Origin of the sequence: Pseudomonas tolaasii NCPPB 2192 (genome assembly GCF_002813445.1) — a bacterium.
In the GTDB taxonomy this organism is placed as follows: domain Bacteria; phylum Pseudomonadota; class Gammaproteobacteria; order Pseudomonadales; family Pseudomonadaceae; genus Aquipseudomonas; species Aquipseudomonas tolaasii.
Window position 1 is genome coordinate 6,239,350 of sequence record NZ_PHHD01000001.1, and the last position, 20,985, is coordinate 6,260,334.

General features: G+C 60.0%; 16 protein-coding genes and 4 tRNA genes. 14 read left to right on the plus strand and 6 right to left on the minus strand.

What is annotated here, in order from left to right; genetic code table 11:
- Positions 1–26: 26 nt before the first annotated feature.
- The 6 genes from ATI14_RS28400 (at position 27) to ATI14_RS28425 (ending at position 7,572) form a co-directional block, all read left to right on the plus strand.
- A complete protein-coding gene (locus ATI14_RS28400) occupies positions 27–434 on the plus strand; it encodes an ExbD/TolR family protein (RefSeq protein WP_005786670.1) in 408 nt (135 codons plus the stop codon).
- Between the two features lie 2 nt (positions 435–436).
- Positions 437–1,171: an energy transducer TonB family protein gene (locus tag ATI14_RS28405; protein ID WP_016970225.1), complete on the plus strand. Its 735-nt coding sequence runs from the start codon at positions 437–439 to the stop codon at positions 1,169–1,171.
- 24 nt (positions 1,172–1,195) lie between these two features.
- Positions 1,196–3,475, plus strand: coding sequence for a TonB-dependent receptor (locus ATI14_RS28410; RefSeq protein WP_026083020.1), 2,280 nt, complete (start codon positions 1,196–1,198; stop codon positions 3,473–3,475).
- A gap of 17 nt (positions 3,476–3,492) precedes the next feature.
- On the plus strand, positions 3,493–4,137 hold the full coding sequence (locus ATI14_RS28415; RefSeq protein ID WP_016970223.1) for a MotA/TolQ/ExbB proton channel family protein: 645 nt from the start codon (positions 3,493–3,495) through the stop codon (positions 4,135–4,137).
- Positions 4,138–4,369: 232 nt separating this feature from the next.
- The gene (locus tag ATI14_RS28420; protein WP_016970222.1) at positions 4,370–5,587 is read left to right on the plus strand and encodes a phospholipase D-like domain-containing protein; all 1,218 of its coding nucleotides are present in this window, start codon (positions 4,370–4,372) and stop codon (positions 5,585–5,587) included.
- A 245-nt stretch (positions 5,588–5,832) separates the two neighbouring features.
- Positions 5,833–7,572: a dipeptidase gene (locus ATI14_RS28425; protein ID WP_016970221.1), complete on the plus strand. Its 1,740-nt coding sequence runs from the start codon at positions 5,833–5,835 to the stop codon at positions 7,570–7,572.
- A 30-nt stretch (positions 7,573–7,602) separates the two neighbouring features.
- Here ATI14_RS28425 and ATI14_RS28430 read toward each other — a convergent pair whose 3' ends face one another.
- On the minus strand, positions 7,603–9,258 hold the full coding sequence (locus ATI14_RS28430) for a M24 family metallopeptidase (RefSeq protein ID WP_016970220.1): 1,656 nt from the start codon (positions 9,256–9,258) through the stop codon (positions 7,603–7,605).
- A 79-nt stretch (positions 9,259–9,337) separates the two neighbouring features.
- On the opposite strand from ATI14_RS28430, the gene pdxR reads away from it, so the two are divergent.
- Positions 9,338–10,819: a MocR-like pyridoxine biosynthesis transcription factor PdxR gene (pdxR, locus tag ATI14_RS28435; protein ID WP_016970218.1), complete on the plus strand. Its 1,482-nt coding sequence runs from the start codon at positions 9,338–9,340 to the stop codon at positions 10,817–10,819.
- 30 nt (positions 10,820–10,849) lie between these two features.
- Here the strand turns inward: pdxR and gltS are convergent, their stop codons facing one another.
- The gene (gltS, locus tag ATI14_RS28440) at positions 10,850–12,061 is read right to left on the minus strand and encodes a sodium/glutamate symporter (RefSeq protein ID WP_016970216.1); all 1,212 of its coding nucleotides are present in this window, start codon (positions 12,059–12,061) and stop codon (positions 10,850–10,852) included.
- Between the two features lie 329 nt (positions 12,062–12,390).
- On the opposite strand from gltS, the gene icmH reads away from it, so the two are divergent.
- The 5 genes from icmH to ATI14_RS28465 are packed head-to-tail and all read left to right on the plus strand — an operon-like array spanning position 12,391 to position 18,253.
- Positions 12,391–13,209, plus strand: a complete 819-nt coding sequence (gene icmH, locus ATI14_RS28445) for a type IVB secretion system protein IcmH/DotU (protein ID WP_016970215.1) — start codon at positions 12,391–12,393, stop codon at positions 13,207–13,209.
- 29 nt (positions 13,210–13,238) lie between these two features.
- Positions 13,239–13,415, plus strand: a complete 177-nt coding sequence (locus ATI14_RS28450; RefSeq protein WP_080519954.1) for a PAAR domain-containing protein — start codon at positions 13,239–13,241, stop codon at positions 13,413–13,415.
- Between the two features lie 25 nt (positions 13,416–13,440).
- A complete protein-coding gene (locus ATI14_RS28455; RefSeq protein ID WP_100831527.1) occupies positions 13,441–15,807 on the plus strand; it encodes a type VI secretion system Vgr family protein in 2,367 nt (788 codons plus the stop codon).
- The gene (locus ATI14_RS28460; protein WP_016974653.1) at positions 15,807–16,685 is read left to right on the plus strand and encodes a VRR-NUC domain-containing protein; all 879 of its coding nucleotides are present in this window, start codon (positions 15,807–15,809) and stop codon (positions 16,683–16,685) included. The genes ATI14_RS28455 and ATI14_RS28460 overlap by 1 nt, the downstream gene beginning before the upstream one ends.
- A 2-nt stretch (positions 16,686–16,687) precedes the next feature.
- Positions 16,688–18,253, plus strand: coding sequence for a type VI immunity family protein (locus ATI14_RS28465; RefSeq protein ID WP_031320514.1), 1,566 nt, complete (start codon positions 16,688–16,690; stop codon positions 18,251–18,253).
- Between the two features lie 255 nt (positions 18,254–18,508).
- Here the strand turns inward: ATI14_RS28465 and ATI14_RS28470 are convergent.
- The 4 genes from ATI14_RS28470 to ATI14_RS28485 all read right to left on the minus strand — a co-directional run bounded on the left by ATI14_RS28470 (position 18,509) and on the right by ATI14_RS28485 (position 18,923).
- Positions 18,509–18,584, minus strand: a tRNA-Gly gene (locus tag ATI14_RS28470).
- Between the two features lie 3 nt (positions 18,585–18,587).
- Positions 18,588–18,663: transfer RNA gene (locus ATI14_RS28475), tRNA-Glu, on the minus strand.
- Between the two features lie 104 nt (positions 18,664–18,767).
- Positions 18,768–18,843 (minus strand) — tRNA-Gly (locus ATI14_RS28480).
- A gap of 4 nt (positions 18,844–18,847) precedes the next feature.
- Positions 18,848–18,923, minus strand: a tRNA-Glu gene (locus tag ATI14_RS28485).
- 369 nt (positions 18,924–19,292) lie between these two features.
- Here ATI14_RS28485 and ATI14_RS28490 point away from each other — a divergent pair.
- Positions 19,293–20,051 (plus strand): hypothetical protein, encoded by a 759-nt coding sequence (locus ATI14_RS28490; RefSeq protein ID WP_031320516.1) that lies wholly within the window; start codon positions 19,293–19,295, stop codon positions 20,049–20,051.
- A gap of 116 nt (positions 20,052–20,167) precedes the next feature.
- A complete protein-coding gene (locus tag ATI14_RS28495; RefSeq protein WP_016974656.1) occupies positions 20,168–20,980 on the plus strand; it encodes an alpha/beta fold hydrolase in 813 nt (270 codons plus the stop codon).
- Positions 20,981–20,985: the final 5 nt, after the last annotated feature.

The window sequence follows — 20,985 nt, forward strand, 5'->3', positions numbered from 1 at the left end:
CCCTAATTCAATGACGGGGTAACGGAATGAGAACCTGGGACGAACCCAAAAAACGCAAGGCGCACATCGAATTGATCCCGATGATCGACGTGATGATGTTCCTCCTGGTGTTTTTCGTACTGGTGAGCCTGAACGTGATTCCGGCCCTCGGCATGAAAACCCAATTGCCCAGCGCCAGCAGTTCGCAACAGCTCAAACCGCAAAACAAATTCATCCTCACTCTGGGCCTGGAAGGCCAATTGCAACTCGATGGCAAAGACCTCACGGTGGACGCTCTGGTACCGGCGCTGAAGGCCGCCGAAAAGCCGGACACCAAGTCGACGATCATCGTCAACAGCGACAAGGGCGTCGAGGTTTCGCGCCTGGTGGAAGTGATGGACACCCTGCGCCTGGGTGGCTTCACCTCCGTGTCCATTGCCACGCGTAAATCCTGATCATGTACGTTCTGTTTCGTGCGCGACAGCTGCTGGGCAGTGTCCCGGCCCTGATCGCCCTGGTGCTGATTGCAATGGGCATCCAGTCACAGACGTTGAAGGTCGAGCCGGTTTACGACGAATCCGCGGTCGAGCTGGCGCTGGTCGAGCCCGAGCCGGAAGTGGTCCCGGAACCCGTGGTGGAGCAAGAGCCGCCACCCCCGGTGATCGAGGATGAAGAGGCCGAACCGGCCCCGCCTCCGCCTCCACCAAAACCGTTGCCAAAACCCGAACCCAAGCCCAAACCGGTGCCCAAACCCAAACCTGTGGTGGCGGCCAAGCCCACGCCGACCCCCACGCCAGCCCCGCCGGTTGCAGCCAAGCCGGTCCAGGCTGCAGCAGCCCCGACACCTGCGCCCCCCGCCCCGCCGGCGCCGCCCAAGGTCGACGGCCAGGCGCTGGAAGGCGGTTACCTCAAGGGTTTGCGCAACGAGCTGGATACCTACAAGCAATACCCCACCGGCCGCCAGGCCTCCCTCGAACGCCCCAGCGGCGAAGTGGTGGTGTGGTTGCTGGTAGACCGCCAGGGCCGCGTTCTGGACTCAGGCATACAGACCCAGGCGTCGAGCATGTTGCTCAACCGAGCCGCCACCACCAGCTTGCGTCGCATCAAGCAAGTCAAGCCGTTCCCCGAGCAAGCCTTCGGGGGGCGCAATGAGCAGCGCTTCACCGCCACCTTCAACTACAGCGTGCAATAAGCACCCGACACCAGGACGACAGTGATGAGGTTCACACGGATTCATCTGGCACTCGTTGCCGCAAGCATGGGCCATGGGATGGCTATGGCAGATACAGGCGACAGTGACGTCGGCACCATTGGGGTTCAAGGCAAGGCCACTGCGGGTGGCGGCTACATGGTGCAGGAAGAAAGCATCAAGGGCCGCTCCACCGTGACCAAGGAGGCGCTGGACAAACAGACCGCCACTGGCAACGCGATCGACAAGCTCAAGTACACCCCGGGGCTGAACATCTCCAGCGAGGACAACACCGGCTTGTCGGGCTTTCGCTTCACCATGCGCGGGCTCAACTCCGACCAGGTGGGCATGTCGGTGGACGGCATGCCGATCAACGACTCCGGCAACTACGCGCTGTACTCCAACCTGCTGGGCGACCCGGAAAACATCGACCAGATCTTCGTCACCCAGGGCTCGTCCGAGGCCGACGGCCCGCACATCGGCTCCAGCGGCGGCAACATCGGCATCGTGACCATTCGCCCCACCAAGGAAACCGGGGCGTTCGTCAAACAGATCGTCGGCAGCAACGCCACCCGCAAGACCTTCGCGCGGCTCAACACCGGCGAGGTCAACGGCCTGAGCAACTGGCTGTCGGTGTCCCATACCGAAGGCGACATGTGGCGCGGTTCGGGTGCGGTGCGTGCGGACAAGGTCGAGTGGAACAGCTTCTTCGACGCCGGCAATGGCAACACCGCCAACCTGATCCTCAAGTACCACGAGCAGGACAACAACAGTTACAGCCAGTTGACCAAGGCGCAGTTCCAGCAGTACGGGCGCAAATACGATCCCTACCCGGCCAACCCGACCGTGGGCAGCAACGGCAAGCTCAACAGCTATTACGCCCTGGCGCAGAACCCGTTCCAGACCTTTACCGGCGTGCTCAACACCCAATTCAAACTGGCCGACAACCTGGCCCTGTCGGTCATCCCGTATTACTACTGGGGCAACGGCAGTGGTGTGGGTTCGTCCAGCTATGCGCTGAACCGCGGCTCCAACCAGGGCGGCGTGTTCGACCTCGGTAACCTGCCCACCGCCGCCCAATACAACGCCGACGGTTCCTCGACCACCGGCGTGTACTACCGCCCTTCGCGCACCCAGACCTGGCGCCCGGGCATCACCACCAAACTGAACTGGGACCTGGGCGACCACAGCCTGCAATTCGGCTACTGGTATGAGCGCGCGCGCCAAAGCCAGACCCAACCGTTCATTGCCCTGAAAAACAGCGGCAAGCCGAGCGACACCTGGCCCGATGGCGATGCCGTGGTCGACGCCAACGGCAACACCGTGCAAGGCCGTGACCGCTTCACCATTACTCCGGCGCAAAAGGTCTGGGCCCAGGACACCTGGTACATCAACCCGGACTGGACCCTGGTGGCCGGCCTGGCCTACATGAACGTCAAGCGTGACGGCACCAACCACGGCAGCCTCACCGAGCAGCCGGAAAAACGTAACCAGAGCTACAACAAACTGCTGCCCAATGCCGGCCTGAAATACCAGCTGGATGAGCGTGACCAGTTGTTCTACAGCCTGTCGCGCAACATGCGCATCCCGCAGAACTACGTGCTGTACGACAAGGGCGCCGGCTCGATCGACTCCAAGCCTGAAACCAGCTGGAACCACGAACTGGGCTGGCGTTTCACCGGTGAAGACATGACCGTGGCCGCCACCTTGTTCTACATGCAGTTCAAGGATCGCCAGGTCTCGTCCAAGGACATCAACGGTGACTTCGCCGACATCAACGCCGGCTCCGTCAACAACAGCGGCCTGGAGCTGGAATGGAGCGGCCTGCTGCCCAACCACTTCAACTATTACACCTCCTACACCTACACCAAGGCCGAGCAGCAGGACGATTTGACCGTCTACAACGCCGGCAAGGCCATCGTGTTGCCCACCAGCGGCAAGCAGTTCGCCAACGTGCCGAAGAACATGCTTGCGGCGAATATCGGCTACGACGACGGCCGTTTCTACGGCACCTTCGGCGGCAAATACACCAGCAAGTTGTTCGGCGACTTGACCAACGATGAGGCAATTTCCGGCCGCACCGTGTTCAATCTCGGCGCCGGTATCTACCTGCCGGTGGACAAGAAAGTGGTCAAGGACGCGACCCTGCGCCTGAACGTCGACAACCTGTTCGACAAGAAATACCTGGACGGCGTGTACACCACCAAAACCAACGCGGCCACCTACAGCGGTTTCCGCGACGGCGACCCGGCGTACATCGTTGGCCTGGACCGCACGGTAACGGTTTCTCTGGAAGCCAATTTCTAATTGCGAGGTAATCAAACATGGACATGAACCTGCTCCACGACATCACCTTTTATGTGATGTATGCCGCGATGGCGATCGCGATTTTTATCACCATCGAGCGTGGCATCTACTTCGCCTACGTGCGCCGTCAGGCCCGCGCCTTGACTGAGGTACTGGGCGCCAGCGTGCACAGCGAGCGCGACTTGCCGGAAAACCTGACTCGCCGCGACAGCCTGCCGTTGAACATGGTTCGCCCGATCCTCGCGCAAAAGGCCAGCCACGGCTCGCGCAAGGACCTGGACGATGAAATCGAAACCCAGTACCTGAAGACTCGCGCACCGCTGTCGCGCAGCCTGTGGATCATCGAAACCATCACCACCGCTGCGCCGCTGTTGGGTTTGCTGGGCACCATCCTCGGCATCATCGACACCTTCAAGGCGCTGGCATCGGCCGGCGTGTCCGACCCGGGCCAGATCTCCGGTGGTATCGGTACGGCGTTGTTCGCCACCGGCCTGGGGATTGCCATCGCGCTGTTCTGCGTGGTGTTCCACAACTTCTTCCAGGACAGCCTGGAGCGCATCAACGACCAGCTGAAAATCCTGCTGATCCGCGCCGCCACCGGTGCCCGCGTGCAGGAAGTGCCGCATCTGGTGCCGACCCCGTTGCACACTCGCACAGCGTAACCGCCAGAACGAACTCACCTCTGTGGCGAGCGGGCTTGCCCCGCGTTGGGCTGCGAAGCGGCCCTAAAACCTGACGACGCGGTTTATCAGCTGCACCGCGTCGTTTGAATTGGGAGCGCTTCGCACTCCAACGCGGGGCAAGCCCGCTCGCCACAACAAGCCCGCTCGCCACAGATGCTTCGTTTACCGCTTTAATGCGCCCGCTTTTGTTCTTTTGCCCGATGAGACGCCCATGCCCCTCTCGATGAAGTTGCGTATCGCAGGCCTGACCGCCTTTCTCCTCAGTCCGCTGGCCCAGGCGGACTTTTCCATTCCGGGGTTTGAACTGGTGCACACCGTGCCGGTGGACACCGCGCTTGCCACCGCCGATTTGCGCCAGCCGGGGCCCGTATGGATCGAGCTGTTCGACGCGGCGAAAACCCGCATTGATATCGGCCAGTTCTACGCCGCCGACCACCCAGGCTCGGTGATGGACACGGTAATCGAACACCTGGAAGCCGCCGGCAAACGCGGTGTGAAGATTCGCTTTCTGCTGGAAGAAAAAGGCATCAAATTGTCGGAAGCGTCCACCCTGGAACGCTTGCGCGCGATCCCCAACCTGACCTTTCGCGTGCTGCCCTACGGCCAGTTGAGCGGCGGAATCATCCACGCCAAATACATGGTGGTGGACGGCCAGCAGGCGTTTGTCGGCAGCCAGAATTTCGACTGGCGCTCGCTGGAACATATCCACGAAACCGGGCTGCGCATCAGCGACGCAAACGTGGTTGGCCAGGTGCAGGCGATCTTCGATCAGGACTGGCAAGCGCAAGCGGCGTTGAGCGAAAACAAACCCGTGCCTCTGCCCGCAGCGGGCCAGGCACCTGCGCGCACCGGCAATTATCTGGTGGCCAGCCCGCAACACTACAACCCGCCCGGCGTGGGCGACTCACAGCTGGAACTGCCGCGCCTGCTGGGCGAAGCGAAAAAGGAAGTACGCGTACAACTGCTGGACTACGCGCCGCTGTCCTATGGGCCTGACAGAACCCGGCCCTATTACGCGGTGATCGACAACGCCGTGCGCGCCGCCGCTGCGCGCGGGGTGTCGGTCAAACTGATGGTGTCGAACTGGAACACCGACGCGCTGGAACTGCCCTACCTCAAGAGCCTCGCGGTGCTGCCCAACATCGAAGTGAAAATCGTCACCCTGCCCGAAGCCAAACAGGGGTTTATTCCATACGCGCGGGTGATTCACAGCAAAACCATGGAAATCGACGGCCAGGTGGCGTGGGTCGGTACCAGCAATTGGCTGGGCGGCTACCTCGATAATTCACGCAACCTGGAGGTGGTGATGCGCAGCGAGGCGATGGCCCGGCGTATAGGAGAACTGCACGAGCAGTTGTGGGATGGGCCGTATGCCAAGTCGCTGGATGTAGCGGCGCAGTACCCGGAGCCACATCCCGGTAAACCGTGACCCCTGTGGGAGCGGGCTTGCCCGCGATAGCAGTGCATCAGCCACCGCAAGAGTCGGCTGACATTCTGCCATCGCGGGCAAGCCCGCTCCCACATTTGGATCTCCACACCCCGGGGGATTCGAGTAAGACATTTCTGACAGCAACGCCTCCCAATCCATGGCGTGGTGATGGTAGTGTGTGGAAATGTTTCTGACAGATCGATCAGAAACCCCTTACTCACGACCTGCAAAGGAATGCTCTACCCATGCACTTTCCACTGAAAAAAATCGTGGCGGCCACTCTGTTTGCCGCCAGCCTGTCGGCCGTCGCCAGCCCCGCTTTTGCCAACATCACCGAGCAACAAAGCGCAGCGATTCTGAAGAGTTTCAGCGAAACGCCTGTCACCGATTTTCGCGGTTTCCTCGGCACCCTCGCCAAGGGCGACCTGGCGAAAACCGCTGACGCGGGCCCGGCCATCAGCGCCTTTCTCGGCAACAAAACCCTGACCGCCGAACAGCAGAACGAAATCAACCGCCTGCTCGGCATTTATACCCGCGTGAAATACGGCAAAGCCGCCCTCGAAACCTTGCGCGAGCTGGTGGAGATCCCGACGTTCAACGTCGATGGCCTGCCGCAGTACAAGAACCCGGAATTCCTCAAGATCGCCGCCAAGATCGAAGCACTGGCAGAGGCGTTTAACCTGACCTTCCGCAACATCGATAATCGTGTCTACGAGATCAGCCTGGAAGGCAGCGGCGATGAAGTGGTGGGCATTCACGCCCACGCCGACGTGGTGCCGGTAACCCCGGAAAACTGGGTGCTCAAGGACGGCACCAAACTTGACCCGTTCAAGGTCACGCTGATCGGCGACCGCATGTACGGCCGTGGCACCGAGGATGACAAGAACGGCATCGTGGTGGCCCTGTATGCCATGAAAGTGATCAAGGAAGAAAAGCTGCCGCTGGCGCGCAACTTCAAGCTGCTGGTGGACACCACCGAAGAAACCTCCGGCGACGCAATCCCGTACTACTTTGAACACAACCCGACGCCGCAATACAATCTGGCGCTGGACGGCGGCTACCCGGTGGTGATCGCGGAGAAAGGCTACGGCACCGTCATGGCCACCTTCCCGGTGCGCAAGGGCGAAGGCAAAGGCGCGGAGATCATTTCGATGACCGGCGGCATGGCGACCAACCAGATTCCTTCGGTGTCGGTTGCGACCCTGGTCAGCGACAAGCCGGCTGAACTGGCGGCCAGCCTGGAGAAAGCCGGGGCGGATTACGCCAAGGCCAACGGTGGCGATTTTGAAGTCGCCGCCACAGTGGTCGGCAAAGACGTCAAGCTGACGGTCACCGGCGTGTCTGCGCACTCCTCCGCGCCGCAAACGGGGGTCAACCCGGTCGCGCGCATGCTGGAGCTGATCCACAGCGTTGATGGCAAGATCGCCCTCAAGCACAACCACATCACCGACGCGGCGCGTTACGCCGCCGACAACTGGGGCCTGGACTACCTGGGCGGCAAACTGGGCGTGGGCTTCAGCGATGATTTCATGGGGCCGCTGACCACCTCGCTGACCTTTGTCGGTCAGGATGCCAAAGCGTTCAAACTGGCGGTGAACCTGCGCGTGCCGAAGGGCAAGTCGCCGGAGAAACTCAAGGCTGAAATCGCCGACAAGCTCAGCGCCTGGGACAAGCAGACGAAGGTCAACGTGAGCTTCACCTACTCGGTGGCCGCGCCGATGTACCGCAACCCGGAAGGCGAATGGGTCAAGGCCTTGCTGGCTGTCGCCACTGAAAACCTCGGCATGGAGCACACGTTCGGCACCTCTGCCGGTGCGACCTCGGTGCACGAACTGCCCAACGGTGTGCAATTCGGTTTGGCGCGCCCGGAAGAGAAGTACACCGGGCACACCGACGGTGAGTTCAAGACCGTCAACCAGTTCCTGCTGGACCTGCAAATAGTCACCGAAATGATGGGCCGCGTCGGGCAGTTACCGAAGCTCTAAAGGCCCCTTGAGCCCGCCGCAATGGCGGGCTCATCGCATCAGGATATCTTCGAAGAACCCGCCAATGGGTAACACGGGATGGCACAGCTGAATCTCCAGCACCCACACCATTTCGCTTGGCGTGATCGCAAGATCGGCCAGGTTTGTGTTGCCGAACAACGCGTGGGGAAAGTCCGCAATGCGGTGGCCCGCGAGGTTGCGTGACAGGCGCCAGCCTTTGGACACGGCGCAGCGTTCGGCAAAGTCATACAGCTCGCAGCCGGTCATGCCGCGCAGCCAGGCTTCGCGGGTTTCATCGAAAACTTCGTGCAGCACTGTGCGGCACTCCAGGTGCAAGGGCGCCTCGCCGAAAATGAAGGTGTCGCCGTAATCCCCTTCGTAACCGTCCCACACCGGGCCAAGATCCACCACGACGATGTCGCTGGGGCGCAAGGTGCGCAGCGGATCGATCCCCTCCCGAGGCGGACGCACCGTGTCGTCGCCAAAACGGATGTAGGTGGGGTGCCAGGTATGGGAAGCGCCCATGGCCTGCAAGGTTTGGCTGGCCATTTCCAGGGCGGCGCCTGTTGTCATGCCGACGGTCAATTGACTGGCGATGGCGGCCAGCGCACGCACGGTTTTCTCACGGGCGGCGAGCATGCCGTCCAGAGAATACCGCGGGCCGACTTTTTCCCAGGTTTGATCCAGTGAATCGAGCACCGTGCCAACACTGCCTTGGCCGCTGGGCACAAAGGCTTCGGCGACAAACCGGTGGCCGGGCAAACCCGCCTCCAGGCAAGCCGAGCGCGCTTGGCTGATCATGCTGCCATTACCGCAGGCGTACACTTGGGCGGTATCCCAATCATGCCCATGGCTCAGCGCAACGTCCTGTATCCGGCCCTCGCAGGCCAGCACCGGGTGCCAGTGAAAACGCGGATGGTCGATCACCGATTGGTCGAGGAAGGCACGGTCGTAAAAATCCGTCGGCTGTGCGCCACCCCAGTAAAAGGTGACGTCGACATCACGCTTCAAGGCGGTCTGCAGGATCGGCTTGATGCCGGCGTAGCCGGTGCCCGTGGCGAACAGAACGACAGGCGCAACTTCATCGTCCTGCCAGGTGCAGGCGCCGAAAGGCCCTTCCAGTTGCAGCACGTCGCCGGCCTCAAGGTCACTCAAGAGTGTTTCGGAAAATAGCCCGCCGCTCACCCTGCGGATCTGGAACACCAGACGCCCGTCGCCCTCGGCCGGCAGGTTGGCGATCGAAAAGCAGCGCGAGTCACCGCCGACCAGACGAAATTTGAGGTACTGGCCCGCGCGCACGGCCAGTGGCATATCCGGCATCACCACCAACTCGATAATATCGGGGCTCAATGCGCGCTTGTTGAGCACCGTGGCCTCGACAGCCAGCGCGGGCGTGTCCAGCGACCAGCCGGGAATCTCCAGGCACATGTCACCGCAGGCGTGGCTTTGGCACAGCAGCATTTCATTGGCGGCCAAGGGGTAGCTGGGGGCTGGAGCGCCGGGTGCCCGCTGTTTGGCTCGGTATTCGCCCTGCGCGACCACCACCTTGCAGGAGCCACACGCCCCGCGCCGGCAGGAAAACGGCACCGGCAGGCCGCTGGCAAGCATGGCGTCCAGCAACAGTTCGTCACCGGCCTCAAAGGTGGTGCCCGAGGGCGAGAGTTCGATGACATGGCGTGCGTTCATAAAGACCTCGGGGGTGAGTGAGGCCTCGATTGTTGCGCTAGACTGGGCCCATTAGAACCTCCAGTTTTGGATACTTCAGATGGTCCAGATGCGAAAGTGGCGCCCCCTGCTCAAGCTGGATGACGGCGCGCCTCAGGCAAGCTACCGCAAGATCACCGAAGGCCTGGTGAATGCAATTACCGAGGGGCGACTGCCGCCCGGCACGATGCTGCCGGGCACACGCGAGATGGCACAGCTGCTCGACGTCAACCGCAAGACGGTGATCCTCGCCTACGAAGAGGCCTTGACCAAAGGCTGGCTGATCAGCGAACCGCGCCGCGGTACGTTCGTCAACACGCAACTGGCCTCCACGCCGGTTTCAAGCCCGGCGCAGCAGTCTTTCGCCCCACGCATCCTTGAGCAGGCCGCCGTTCCGTATTTCACCCGAAACGCCCAGGTGATCGCCCTGAAGCATCGGCATGACGCGCTGTTTGTCGACAACGGCGCCTGCGACCACCGCCTTCTGCCGCAAGCTGTTTTGCATCGCTATTACCGTAATGCCCTGCGCAACAGCTTTGCCTCCAACACGGTGCGCTTCGGCAGTGAGGGCACCGGCTATTACCTGCGCTGTGCGCTGGCCGACATGTTGCGCAGCAACCGTGGGCTGGCGGTCAGCGCCGAGAACATCTGCCTGACGCCCGGCACTCAGGTCTCGCTGTACCTGACTGCCAGCCTGTTGATCAAGCCCGGTGACGTGGTACTGGTGGAGCGCCTGAGTTACCCGCCGGCCTGGGAGATTTTCCGCAGGCTCGGCGCGCAACTGGTCACGGTCGACATGGACGATGAAGGTTGCCGCACGGACCACATCGAACAGCTGTGCCGGGGCCACGACGTGAAGTTTATTTACCTCACGCCGCACCACCAGTTTCCAACTACCGTGAGCCTGCACGCGGCGCGGCGCCAGCAGTTGCTGGCGTTGGCGGCGTTGCATAATTTCTGTGTGATCGAAGAAGACTACGACCACGAATATCACTTCAATGGCCGGCCGTACCTGCCGCTGGCCAGTGACACCGCGCAACGGCATGTGGTGTATATCGGCTCATTGTCCAAGGCACTGGGTTCGACGTTTCGTTGCAGCTATGTGGTGGCGCCAACGGATGTGATCAAAGCCCTGCAAGGCAACGCCGCGCTGATTGTGGGTGACACCGACGCCGTCGCACAGAAAATGCTGGCCGACCTGATCAATGACGGCGAATTGAAGAAACACCTGCGCCGCGTTTCGAAGGAATACGCGGCCCGCCGCGATGTGTTGCAGGGCTGCCTGCATGAGGCGTTTGGCGAACGTATCCAGGTGCGAGAACCGGAGGGCGGCCTGGCGCTTTGGGTGCGTATGCAGGACGACACGGATGTGGATCAGTGGGTAAACCGCGCGCAGGACCACGGCGTGGTGGTGCGTAGCGCGCGGCAGTTTTCACCCATGGGGTTGCCGGAAAATGCCTTGCGGCTGGGGTTTGCTTCGCTGGACCGGGAGGAGATTCGAACAGCTACGCAACGCCTGGCGCGGGCGCTGAATCTGCGTTGAACACATCAAAAATACCGCTCAGGGCTTCATTCAACTGGTGCTGCCCAGAAACGGCAACGCCAGGTACAACTTGATCACCACCGCGTTGGTGATATCGATAAAGAACGCGCCCACCATCGGCACCACCAGAAAAGCGATCTGTGAGGGGCCGAAGCGTTGCGTCACCGCCTGCATGTTCGCAATGGCGGTGGGCGTCGCGCCCAACCCGAAGCCGCAGTGCCCCGCCGCCAATACCGCCGCATCGTAGTTGCGGCCCATGACCCGGAAGGTCACGAAAATCGCAAACAGGGCCATCAGCAAGGCCTGCGCCGCCAACAGAATCACAATGGGCAAGGCCAGCGCAGCCAGGTCCCAAAGCTTGAGCGACATCAGGGCAATCGCCAGGAATAACGACAAGCTGACATTCCCCAGCAGTGACACCTCACGCTCGAACACCTGGTGCCAGCCCAGTGCCGACAAGCCGTTGCGCAGTACCACGCCGACGAACAGCACGCAGACAAAGGTCGGCAATTCGAAAGCCGTGCCGTGAATCAGCCCGCTCAGAAAGGTGCCGACCTGCAAGGCGATCGCCAGCAGTGCAAGGGTTTCAATAAATGAAAACGAGGTGATCATGCGTTCCTGATGGGGTTGCTCGAACCCCTTCGGCAAGCGCGGCTGTGCCTGCTCCGCGCCTGGAACCGCGACGCGCTTGATCAAAAGGCGCGCCACCGGGCCGCCGATCAGGCCACCGAGCACCAGGCCAAAGGTTGCCGAGGCAATAGCCAGTTCGGCCGCCGAGGCCAGGCCATATTTCTCGCTGAAGACCGCCGCCCACGCAGCGCCGGTGCCGTGCCCGCCCGACAGAGTGACGGAGCCGGCCAGCAAGCCCATCAAGGGGTCCAGCCCCAAGGCTTTGGCTAACGCAATGCCCATGGCATTTTGCATCACCAGCAGGCCCGTCACGACCAACAGGAAAATCCCCAGCACCCGCCCGCCTTTTTTCAGGCTGGCGAAGTCGGCGTTCAGGCCGATGGTGGCAAAGAAGGCAAGCATCAGCGGCGCTTGCAGTGAACCGTCGAAGCGGACTTCGATATCCGCCAGTCCACGCAATGCCAGCAACAACGCGGCGACCAGCAAACCACCGGCAACCGGCTCCGGAATGCTGTAAGTGCGCAAAAAGCCGATTCGGGCGACCAGCCAACGCCCCAGTAACAGCACCAGGGAGGCGGCAACCAGTGTTGAATAGAAATCAAGCTGAAGCATTTGGGCGGTTCTCTGGTGTCAGCAGGCAGAAGAAGCTGGCCAGAGTAGAGAGGATGAAGCGAGCGCACACCTGCCCGGGCGCAGGCTCAGATTAATCCGAGGCACTTGAAAAAGAGTCCTACAAAGCTACCGGACGTAAAATCCGCACAAACAAAAACGCCGATCAAAGACAGTCAACACTGACAGCCTATTACACCAGCATTTGTAGGACGACTCTTGATCGCCCAGGCCCTATTGAGACACCTAATCTTGTCTGCCTAGAGTAGCGCCAGCAACGAACTCCAAAGCCGGATCAGCGTTGCAGCTCTCAACCACCAAGAGTGCACCTGATGAGTGTCGCCATATCAAACAAAGCCCCCAACACTGCGCCAGAACTCGTCACCTCGACCGAAACCACCCCTGAACCGACATCGACGAACACCAAACCTGCCCCGCTGCTGGCGGACCCGGAATTCGATATGCGTGGCTTGGCCTGGAACCCGTTATGCGACGCCGCCACGCCCCTGATCGGGCTGGTGATTCGCCTGCGCCGTCTGGACCACCACGACGATGTGCCCGCGCTGTACCGAAGCGTCAGCAACCAAATCAACACGATTATGGAAGAAGTCAATCAGCTCGACTACGACGCCGGCATGCTCAAGGCCTACTCCTACAGCCTGTGCCTGTTGCTGGATGAAGTAGTCATGAGCACTACCTGGGGCAAGTCTTCCACTTGGAGTGCACGCTCACTGCTCAGTCAGTTTCATGAAGAGACGTGGGGCGGCGAAAAATTCTTTACCGTCATGAACAACATGATTCCCGAAGCAGCCCGGTACCAGCATGTGCTGGAGTTCATGTACCAGTGCCTGATCTCCGGTCTCAAAGGCAAATATGGTGCTCATGCCAAGGGAGATGACGAAATACAAAACATCATCAACCTGCTACACAGCCTGCTGCGCCCCCTGCGGGGCGAGACACCCAAGCGCCTGACCGACCCGTTGACCAACGTTGCTCCGCGCAATTACCGCATCAAACGGACGTTGCCGCTGTGGACTCCGTGGGCGCTGGCCGCCGTCGTACTCGTCACGGCTTACACGATCTACACCTTGCGCCTGAACGCTATCACCCAAGAGGTGCTTGCCTCGCTGGACAAAATTCTCAAGCTCTAACCCCTATGTAAAAACTATCAGGAGGCCATATGCCTGCCGTCGTTTTGGTCGGTCACGAGCATGCTTGTCCAGCGTGTGGCCCGGTCACAGTCACCATTGGGTCAGCTGTGATGACTATTGAAGGCCAACCTGTTGCACGGATCGGGGACACCACCGATCACGGCGGCGTGCTGGAAAACGGCGACGCCAGCTGGTTGATCAACTGACCCGCACTCACCACAAGGAGGTTTCATGCCCCGTCAAAGCGACCTGCGTTACACCTTCGAACCGCTGCGCGGCGATCCCTTTGAAGTGGTCTCATTCACCCTTGAAGAAGGCCTGTCCCAACCCTTCAAACTCGAACTCGAACTGGTCAGCCATCACCCGGCCATCGACTTCTACCGCATGCTCGACCTGGGCGCACTGTTCACCATTTGGCGCGATGACACCCCGGTGCGCTACGTCCACGGCCTGGTCAGCCTGTTTCAGCAAGGCGATACCGGCTTTCGCCGCACCCGCTACACCGCCGTGGTCGAACCCACCCTCGCGCGTTTCGGCCTGCGCTCCAACTGGCGCATCTTCCAGGGCCAGACCGTACCCGACATCATCACCAGCATGCTGGCCGAACAAAAGCTGACCGACATCCGCAGCGAAATCTGCTTCGACCACCAACCCCGTGAATACTGCGTACAGGCCGGCGAAACCGACCTCGACTTCATCGCCCGCCTGGCCGCCGAAGAAGGCCTGCTCTACACCTTCGAACACCGCGCCGACGGCCACACCCTCGTCCTTACCGACCGCGTCGGTGGGCTGGGCACCATCGGCACCCACACCGATTGCCCGGTGATCTACCAGCCCATGGGTGGCGGCGATTCCAAAGAACCGGCGTTGAACAGCTTCCACTACACCGAACAAGTGCGCACCGCCGTACAGGTGCAGCGCGACTACACCTTCACCCATCCGCGCTACAACCAGCAGCACACTGCCACCGGCAATCAGGACCTGAACAACCAGCATAAAGACTACGAACGCTACGACTATCCCGGCCGTTACAAGCGCGATGTCGCCGGTAAACCCTTCACCAAGACGCGCCTGGCAGCCCTTCGCAATGACGCCAAGCTGGCACACCTGGAAGGCGACGATGAGCGTCTGCAACCGGGGTTGGCGTTCGACCTGAACGACCACCCGCGTGAGGACTTCAATGATCGCTGGCGCACCATCGCCATCAAGCACGAAGGCAAACAGCACACCAGCTTGCAGGAAGAATCGTTCGGCAGCGGCCTCGGTACGTCTTACGCGTTGAAAGCCAGCGCCATCCGCTGGACCTCCGATTGGAAAGCGCCGCTGCGCAATAAACCCTGCATCGACGGCCCGCAGATTGCCACGGTGGTCGGCCCGCCCGGCGAGGAGATCTATTGCGATGAATGGGGCCGGGTCAAGGTGCAGTTTCCGTGGGACCGCTCGGACCAAAACAACGACCACAGCTCGTGCTGGATCCGCGTCACCCAGGGCTGGGCCGGAGCAACCTGGGGCTCCATGGCCATCCCGCGGGTGGGTCAGGAATTAGTGATCAGCTATCTGGACGGCGATCCAGATCAACCGATCGCCACGGGGACCGCATACCGACAGACCAACCTGCCGCCCTATCAACTGCCCAAACACAAGACGCGGATGACTATCAAGAGCCGAACCCATAAGGGACCTGGCTTCAACGAGCTGCGCTTTGAGGATGAGTTAGGGCACCAGGAAGTGTTCATCCACGCTGAAAAAGACAAGAACGTCCATATCAAAAACAACAACGGCATCTTCGTCGGTAACGACCGAAGCAAGAAGGTGGAACACGACGAGCAGGTTGAAATTGGTCATAACCGCAGCGAGCGAGTAGGTAACGATGAGCACATTTCTATTGCGCAGGATCAGCATCTGCAACTGGGCCGTGATCGAATTCAGACGCTGGGGCGTAATCATCACACCAGCATCGGCGGGGATCGGGTCGAGGAAATTGCCAACAACCGGCATGATAAAATTGCCGCTGACCATAACATCCAGATTGGAGGCAGTGCCGAGTATTCAGTCCAAAATCGCTACTACCTGCGCGCAGGACAGGGCATTGAGCAAAAAACGACCGTGTTCGATGTTTCATCGGGCGAGCGCATTGTTCTGAGAGCCCCAGGTGGCAGCATCACGATTGATAGCGATGGCATTACCCTTGATGGGCTGACCATCAAGATCAAAGGCCCCGTCACTACAGACGCAATCGGTACGGGCCATCCGCTTGGCAGTCCACAATCGCCTCCCCTACCGCTTGGTGCATTCCTGGGACGGTACACGTTGCTGAAGAACGATCAACGTGCTTTCGCAGGCTATCGATATCGCATCACTGATGGCGCCAGCCTACTGACCGAAGGCCTCACCTGCCCCCAAGGGGGAACTGACTGGACTGTTACCGAGGCATCCAAATCCGTGCAAGCCCAAAAGGCGATCATGCGCGACGATCAGCGAATCACCGAGGGCTGGCAGCCCTACCTGATGGCTTTCGATGATGAAGCCCCACCCGTAGAGACCAAGGTCATGTTTCCTGATGACCTTCTTGCTCATTACAGCGAAGGCCTCGACTGATGCCAGTAGCCCCCATCGCCCGAACGCTCGCTCACGTTATCGACAAAGCCTATCGGGCCTACCGAGCAAACCAGGCTTATGAGAACGCCAAGACTGCCACCGAACTGGCCCGGCTCGCTGTAGAGATTAACGAGCGAAGAAAGCAGATTAAAAAAGTTCTTCAAGACACTATCGAAGCAATGGCGCGTGAAATCGACCTCAAAAGCTCCACGTTTGCCGCAGTAGACCGGGGGGGCAATAGCACGGTTTCTCGAAGAGGTCAGGAGAACGTGAATTTCAAGGAATACATCGAACGTAAAGTGCCTTTTCGCCCCGCTATCAGCCAAGTCTGCACAGTCGCCCTGCAGGTGCCGATCAAGGTGCCACGCCGCATTCGCAAGAAGATCGCTGGCGACAGAGTGGAAACCACGATTGAGGTTGCACTCAAGCAGTTCACGGCCTCGCTGTTCTTTGAGTCCGTGGACGAGGCGCTGCAATGGAGAAGCCCGCTCAAGGCCGAGCCAAATTACAACCAAAGCAGCCAAAAAGCGTTGCTTGGCGATCCAGCGACTCGCCCCAAAAGGTTTGGCAGCGCGATCCAGCCATTCTGGCCTCGCCCGCGCGCTCTGGCACCTGATCTGGTGGTAGTGGAATACCGCCAGGAACCCTTTGAGATCGAAAACGTATTTGCGGCGGTCGAGATCAAGTTTCCAGGGGATTGGGTAAAACACAAACAAATAGAGCAATACGCTGAGCTTATGCAGCCGAGAACTGGAGCCAACCGAAAAAAGATTGGGCACGAGAAAGTGGCCTTGCTACGCGTTCCGGAAGATTGCACCGGTTTTAATGCAGATGAAAAAAAATCCACGCCAACCGAGCAGTCACGGAAGAAGAAATAATCATGAGCACTACTCATCAGATGTTTACCGCCGAAGAGCGAGACTTGTTTGTCGAGCTGCTTAAGGAGTGGCCAAACTCCGAATCAGGCACGGAGGAGGCTTCACACGCCGTCAGCCCTTTCATCAACTTCTATTTCCCCCCTACGCCGGACAAACACCAAGAAGATGCGCTGCTGATGGTGGATATCCACGAAGCCTTCGAACAACTTCTTGGCAAGCCGTACACCGTTGGCACCCACCCAATTTCGGAACGCCCACACCCCTACGGCTCATCACGCCTGCCGGACCTGCGTGAACAGGCCAGGAAGAGTTTCGACGACGAACCCTTTGCTTTCAATTTTACCGACGAAAAAAATCATGCCTCGTCACCGACGACAGCAGGATATTTCTGGCACACATGGTTCAAAAGATACGAAGGAAGAGAAACCGCGTACTCCTCAATCACGTTCTATTACCGTTGGCAATGGTGGCTGGACAACCGCGAAGCATGGCGCCGCTTTGTGCTCAAGACCATTGACCTGCTGAAGGCTCATCAGGTCTACAGCGGCTTCGCCATGGCCAACCCGCTTGAATTTGGTACGCGATCAGCCGTCACCACTTGGGAGCGAGCACTAACCCCCAGTTTCTACGGTCTGGATATCGATTACGCTTTTAGTATGCGCGGCGAACTGCTCGACGGCATCCGCCCTCCCACCTGGGCCTTCCTGCTCGCCGACCACTGGCGCGAAAAACTTGACCTGACCCGCGAGCAAATACGTACGGCGCTGTCTCACCCACGCATCAGCATCACCGAATTACAGAGCGGCCAATGGATCGAATTGGGCGAACAGCCAGAGTTGTATCCGGTTGAAAAAGGTATGCCCGAACTGCCCATGCTCTTGAACAAACTGCTCAAGCCGATCCGCAACGACGACTTGGGATTGCTGGGCTTCGGCCAATGGGACGGCGACCCCAACGAGCGTTTTACCGATGCTGACAGCCGGCGCTGGATGGCCCGCTTTGACGCTGACAGCGATTGGCCTACGCCAGCAACGCGCTTCATCGCTCCATTGCCCATGCCTTCTGCCCAAATCCCTGCACCGATGCCTTTACGCGTGGTGCCGGGAACAGCTTGCATTCAAGCCGGATGGTGGCTGGTTCCAGGGCAGGCGCACACCCGTCGAGCCTTCAAACAGGGCGAGATCATGCCAGACCTCGATACGGCACCCATAGACGATCTGGTGACATGGCAGCGTGACCTTGATCAAACACCACCAGCGCCTGCCCGCTATGCCAACACCCATGAACCGGCTCCTCGTGCAGGACGCTGGGAAGTTGAAAACAACCCATTCGTCGCACACGAAGTTCAGTTGAATGAACCGCTCCCCACCCATGAAGGCCGTGTCGTGCGCTGGCACTGGACGGTCAGCGGTATGCGCGCGAACAGCGGTCAGCCCTGTCCGTATCCGGGCACTTGGATATGTGAATATAAACCGGGGAACCAGCAAGTCATTGAGCACGGCGTTCTGATGCCGACCGTGGAGGGTGAGAGAGTCGTCTGGCGCTGGATGGGACTGCAGCCATTGTGATAGCGACAGATAGCAGCCTATATGACAGCTCTTCGGCATCCGCCCCCTCCGGCAATCATCTTGCCTTCAGCCCTGTGTTTCCCACAGGAAGCCCTGGCGGGTGCCTCATCGAGGCAAGTGGATTTCAGCAGTTTCACCGGATGCCGCAAAAAGTGGGCCCTGTGCGGAATCTGCGCTTGGCCCAAGCGATAACTACATGCTGAAACGCGCACAAAAAAAACGCCGATCATTTCTGATCGGCGTTTTCGTTGAATATGGAGCGGGAAACGAGACTCGAACTCGCGACCCCGACCTTGGCAAGGTCGTGCTCTACCAACTGAGCTATTCCCGCAAATGGCGTCCCCTAGGGGACTCGAACCCCTGTTACCGCCGTGAAAGGGCGGTGTCCTAGGCCACTAGACGAAGGGGACACACAACTGAAACACATGGTGTGTATTTCAGTGTCCAGAGATTAAACCCGAAGGTTACGCCCTGGTTTCACTCAGTGCCGCCCGAGAGCAACACTGCTTAAATTTGGAGCGGGAAACGAGACTCGAACTCGCGACCCCGACCTTGGCAAGGTCGTGCTCTACCAACTGAGCTATTCCCGCATATTGGCGTCCCCTAGGGGACTCGAACCCCTGTTACCGCCGTGAAAGGGCGGTGTCCTAGGCCACTAGACGAAGGGGACACACGTACAACATTCACTCCCTACCGCGTTTCGCTGTGTGCTTTACGCTGTAAGTGGCGCGCATTCTATGGATGGATTGAAAGGTCGTCAACCCCCAAGGATAAATTTATTTAAATCAATGACTTCCCCCCTCTTTCCAGCCCTTTGCGGGGGCTTGGCCCGTCCGGACCTTGACGCCTATATTCTGGCGCCCGACAAGGCGCTATAGTTCGCACACGCAAATGATGGCAATGTGCATCTACGCAGGGAACGCTTACCTATATAGAAGAAACTACCTGGGCACTGGTCGAACAATCCTATCCGCCGGATGGCCCAGTCACTACACTCAACAGCAAACCCTATAAAGAGGTCACACCGGTGACACCACTCATGATCACCCTGCTGGTAGTAGCCGGGATCGTAATACTGATCGCCATTGGCTACATGAACCACGTGGTGGAAAACAACAAACTGGAAAAGAAGCGCACCGAGATCGAGCTCAATGACCGGCTGCGTCGCTGCGGTGAAATCACCGAGACCTTCCCCGGCCAACTGATGACCCCGGCGCTCAAACTGTTGCTCACCCGTCTGGAGCTCAACGTCAACCAGCGCTTGCTGGCGCTCAACAAATCCAGTGCCGCGTTCAAGGCGCGCATTACCGAGTTGAACACGCTAGTGGCCCAGGGCGAATCGATCCCGGTAACCAACCCGCCCTCCCCGATCCAGACCGAAGCCAAGGCCAAGGACGTCCGCTTCCTGCTCGAAGCCTTGCACGGTCAGGTCACCCGCGCCGCCCAGGACGGTTTCCTGCCAGCCAATGAGGCCAAGCACTGGATCCGCGAAATTCGCCACATCCTGGTGCTGCTGCACATCGAATTCTTCAACAACCTCGGCCAACACGCCCTGCAGCAGGGTCAGCCCGGCCAGGCGCGTCTGGCGTTCGAGCGTGGCGTGCAGTACTTGCGCAAACAACCGGAACCGGTGGTCTACAGCGCACAGCTGCAATTGCTGGAGAAACAGCTGGACCGCGCCAACTCCACCGTGCTGACCAACAGCAAGCCGGCCGAAGACGAGGTCAACGAACTGACCGAAGGCCTGAAAGTGGTCGACGCCGACGCGGACTGGAAGAAGAAAGTCATCTACGACTGATCCCGCCTCTGCCCATGTGGCGAGATTCTCGCCACATGCCATCAAATTGCATCTATCCCCCCGCCCCCGACTAGCGTAAAAAAGTGCCCCTCACTCCGTGAAGCCAGAGGCCTGATATGCCCGTCGCCGTGATTGATGGACAACCGCTGCATTATGTTGACGTGGGCACCGGCCCCGTCGTTCTGCTGGGCTCAAGTTACCTGTGGGGCCAGGAGATGTGGGCCCCGCAAATCGAGGCCCTGTCGCAACAGTACCGAGTGATCGTTCCGGAACTGTGGGGCCATGGCGAATCGGGCCCGTTGCCCGCGCAAACCGGTTCCCTGGACGACCTGGCACGCCAAAACCTGGCGCTGCTCGACCATCTCGACATCGCCCAGGTCAACCTGGTCGGCCTGTCGGTGGGCGGCATGTGGGGCGCGCGCCTGGCCCTGCTGGCCCCTGAGCGCATGAACAGCGTGGTGCTGATGGACACGCACCTGGGCGCCGAGCCCGAGACCACGCGCCAGTACTACTTTTCGCTGTTCAAGATGATCGAAGACGCCGGCGCCATTCCCGAGCCGTTGCTGGATGTGGTCGCGCCGATCTTCTTCCGTCCCGGCATCGACCGCGAATCCGCGCTGTACCAGGACTACCGCAAAGCCTTGCAGGGTTTTTCCCGGGAACGCCTGCTGAACAGCATCGTGCCGCTGGGCCGCATCATCTTCAGCCGCGCCGACATTCTGGACCAACTGCCACGCCTGGATGCCGATACCACACTGGTCATGTGCGGCGAGCAAGACAAACCCCGTCCGCCCGCCGAATCCCGGGAAATGGCCGAATTGATTGGCTGCAGCCTGATCCTGATCCCCGAAGCCGGGCATATTTCCGCCCGTGAGAACCCGGACTTCGTCAACGAAGCGCTGCTGACCTTCCTCGCCAACAACGCCTGACGCTT